3 protein-coding genes and 1 tRNA gene are annotated in these 4,120 nt (G+C 35.1%); all 4 read right to left on the bottom strand.

Features of this window, described 5'->3' with window-relative positions; translation table 11 throughout:
• Positions 1–304: 304 nt before the first annotated feature.
• Positions 305–380 (bottom strand) — tRNA-Ala (locus A9G10_RS04570).
• 126 nt (positions 381–506) lie between these two features.
• Entirely contained in the window at positions 507–1,493 is a 987-nt protein-coding gene (gene secF / locus A9G10_RS04565; protein ID WP_065558442.1) for a protein translocase subunit SecF, read from the bottom strand.
• Positions 1,494–1,523: 30 nt separating this feature from the next.
• Positions 1,524–3,380: a protein translocase subunit SecD gene (gene secD, locus A9G10_RS04560; RefSeq protein WP_081299042.1), complete on the bottom strand. Its 1,857-nt coding sequence runs from the start codon at positions 3,378–3,380 to the stop codon at positions 1,524–1,526.
• 60 nt (positions 3,381–3,440) lie between these two features.
• Entirely contained in the window at positions 3,441–3,773 is a 333-nt protein-coding gene (yajC, locus tag A9G10_RS04555) for a preprotein translocase subunit YajC (protein WP_065558440.1), read from the bottom strand.
• Positions 3,774–4,120 lie beyond the last annotated feature (347 nt).

The raw sequence follows: 4,120 nt of genomic DNA, 5'->3' as shown, positions 1-4,120 counted from the left end.
TTATTTACTTACTATATACATTTCTTTACTTTTCTTTAACCTTATGCGGTTTTCTGACGGATTTTGGCATAATAACGGTATATATAATCTTTTAGGATTATTGATAAAGCCTTATGCAATCATGATAGTTAAATTTTCGTTTTAGTTTTTGCCTATTTTAATTATAGATGTATTCAGATATTCACTTGTAAATATATGCCTTTAGGATGATGAGTAACGTGATAACAGTAATGGTAATGAAGTATGATGTAATATAGCGTCATCGTTTGAGTTTGACTAACATTGAAACTGTGAATTTAAAAAGTGGTGGAGCCAAGGGGGATCGAACCCCTGACCTCAACGCTGCCAGCGTTGCGCTCTCCCAGCTGAGCTATGGCCCCAAGTAGAAAGGGATAAAACTGTGGCTAATAATATTCAACTCGATAATAGGTGTCAATCTATTTAATATCATTTGTTTAAATAACAGTCTGATATAACTCTGCTGGGCATCCAGCAGAGTGTAAAAGTTAGCGTATAATTGAAGGTTGATCTGCACCCTCAGCTTCACTTTTTTGCGGCATAAAGTGTTCTCGTTTAACGCCTAATTTTAGTGACATGTAAGCTGCTACATAAATTGACGAGATAGTGCCTAAGACAATACCTACGCCCAATGTTTCTGAAAAACCTTTTAGCATTGAACCACCGAAAATGTAGAGAATAATCACTACTGCCAAGGTTGTACCTGATGTCATTAATGTTCGGTGTAAGGTTTGAGTCAATGAGATATTAATCACATCATAAGGCGATGCTCGACGAATTTTCCTGAAGTTTTCACGAATTCTGTCAAATACAACAATGGTATCATTAAGAGAATAACCGATAATTGAGAGCATGGCAGCAATAATGGTGAGATCCAACTCTCGATCAAACAGTGATAAATAGCCCGCAGTGATGATGACATCATGCGCAAGTGCAACAACCGCACCTGTTCCAAATCGCCATTCAAAACGAAATGCAATATAAATTAATATGCAAACCAATGCCGCGCAGATAGCTAATATCCCATCTTGAGCAAGCTCAGAACCAACGGTTGGTCCAACAAATTCAATTCGTTTTATTTCTGCATTTGCATCAATATCTTTATGAATTAAATTAGAGATGTTGACCCCTAACGCATTATCAATAATTGAAGATACGCTGCCGTCATCTTTTTTTTCTGAAGCAAGTCGAATGATGATGTCTTTGCTGCTTCCATAATATTGAACAACGGGTTCATGATAGCCAGCATTACGTAAACTGTCACGGATGTCGTCAAGATTTACTGGTTTGGTCACCGTAATTTCGACTGTCGTACCACCTGTAAAATCTTGTCCCAAATTAAATCCATTGGTCAAAATTACATAAATTGATCCAACAACAAGTAACATTGATATTGCAAAAGCAATAAAACCAAACTTTAAAAAGTCGAGGACTCTGCGACCATGATTTAGTTCTCTAACATCATGATTTTTTATATCATTACTAGTAACAATCACAATAAACCTCTAAATTGATAACTTATTGACGCGACGACCGCCATAAATAAGATTTGCTAAAGCGCGAGTACCGACGATAGATGTAAACATTGATGTTACTATACCGATACCTAATGTAATCGCAAAACCTTTAATTGAACCGGTACCGACTGCATAAAGGATAACCGCAGTAATTAATGTAGTAATATTTGCATCAAAAATACTGCTCCAAGCACCTGCATATCCTTCATTAATCGCATGTTGAACATTACGACCGTTACTCAGTTCTTCTTTTATTCGTTCATTGATAAGTACGTTTGCATCAACAGCCATACCGACGGTTAATACAATACCGGCTATACCCGGCATACTTAACGTCGCACCAGGCAATAATGACATAGCACCAACAATTAATATTAAGTTAGCAACTAACGCTAAACTCGCAAATACTCCAAATAGTCGATAAACCACTAACATAAAGATGACTGAGATTAATAATCCCCATACACAAGATTCCAATCCTTGAGTAATATTTTCTTGCCCCATTGATGGGCCAACGGTACGTTCCTCAATGATTTGAATTGGCGCGATTAATGCACCGGCACGTAGTAAAAGTGACAAATTTTTTGCTTCATTAATGTTACTAATGCCTGTAACCTGGAAACGATCACTGAAAATACCTTGAATTGTTGCAACATTGATAACCCGTTCAAGTCGTTCAAAAATTGGTTTATCATTTTCATCACGTTTACCAGTATCTTTATATTCGACAAATAAAGTAGCCATTGATTTATGTAGATTTTTTTGAGTAAAATCGAGCATAGTTTTTCCCCCTGAACTATCAAGGGTAATAGAAACCTCTGGTTGCGAATATTCATTCAATCGGTAAGAAGAATCCGTTATATGGTCACCAGTCAGTACAATGCGTTTATATAACAGTACCGGACGCCCGTTTTCCATATATTTTATTTCTGAACCATAAGGAACACGCATTTGACCGTTAATAATAGCAGCCAAATCAGCTGAATTGTTTTCATTTACTTGTCTAAACTCAAGTGTAGCGGTTGCGCCAATAATACGTTTAGCCAATGCAGTATCTTGAATTCCCGGTAATTCAACAACAATCCTATCCGAACCTTGACGTTGTACAATCGGTTCAGCGACACCTAATTGATTAACTCGGTTGCGTAAAATCGTTGTGTTTTGCTGTACAGCATCGTTTTTAGCTTGTTGTAAGCGTTGTTCACTTATATTGATTATGATGCTGTTGTCGTTTTGAGAGTCAATCTTGTAATCTTGTAAATTATTGATTTTAGCAATCGCTTTGTTTCGATCTTGAGTATTAGCAAACTCCATGACGATTTGTTGCTCACTATTGCGACTCAAGGATTTAAAGCTTAGCTTGCTATTATTAAAATCAGACTTTAGATTTTCAATTGATTGCTCTACGAGTTTATCTAATGCGGTTGTCATATCCACTTCCATCAAGAAGTGAACTCCCCCACGCAAGTCTAGTCCTAATTTCATAGGTGAAGCGCCAAACATGGAAAGCCACTTTGGCGTTGCGGGCGCTAGATTTAAAGCAACAATATAATTTTCACCTAAATCTTTTGAAATAAGTTCTTTGGCTTTAAGTTGCGTATCATTATCAGCAAATCGAATTAAAATGGTTCCATTTTCGTAAACAATTGATTTGATATCGATGTGATTTTCAGCTAGCAATTTTATCACATTGCTTTGCGTAGCCGTTTCAATTTTGGCACTATCCGAGCCAGAAATCTGTATAGCTGGATCTTCACCATAAATATTAGGAAGCGCATAAAGTAGGCCGACACAAATTATGACGACCAACATAATGTACTTCCACAAAGGATAGCGATTTAACACGACATATTCTCTTGTGGGGTTAGACAGTTAACACAATGAATTATCATAATAATATTGTTATTATAATGATTTCATTGTACCTTTTGGTAATACAGATGTAATAAAATCACGTTTGATTATTACTTCAGTTGAATCATTTAATTCTAATGCAATATAACCATTTTCGTTCACTTTAGAAACACGACCGATCAATCCGCCATTGGTTAATACTTCATCGCCTTTTGAAATAGATGACATTAATTCACGATGTGCTTTAGCGCGTTTTTGTTGTGGTCTCATGATCATAAAATAGAAAAATAACCCAAAAACAACAAGCATGATCGGTAAAAAATAAGGATTGCTTTCAACGGCTTGTCCGTCAGCTGCGTACGCTTGATTAATAAAAAAGTCCATATTGATCCTCTGAATTCAAATTTATTTTATAAAGGTCGAAATTGTACCATAAAAAAAAGGTTAAATATGTACTATTTGTTGTCCCTATGGCTAAGAAAGCCTAAAGATTAAAATATATTTAAAATATTCACTATTGAATATTTTAAATAGAATAAATAAGTTAATAAGGTAATTTATACCTAAAACAAAGTAATATTTGTCGATTTTTTAATTAAATAATATCAGAAAGTACTTGAATTCTTTATCCGATCAATAGAAACTAAACGCAAAGATAGCCCACCTTTTGTACGTTAGTAACAGTATTATGTAAGTTTAAAAAATTATGTAATTTAATAACTATATTTTTG

Origin of the sequence: Gilliamella sp. wkB308, from assembly GCF_001690185.1 — a bacterium.
Classification (GTDB): Bacteria; Pseudomonadota; Gammaproteobacteria; order Enterobacterales; family Orbaceae; genus Gilliamella; species Gilliamella apicola_I.
This window is presented reverse-complemented; position numbering and strand designations above follow the sequence as displayed.

Excerpts from the sequence above, each read along its gene's own strand:
- yajC (WP_065558440.1), bottom strand. The coding sequence starts at position 3,773 with ATGGACTTTTTTATTAATCAAGCGTACGCAGCTGACGGACAAGCCGTT.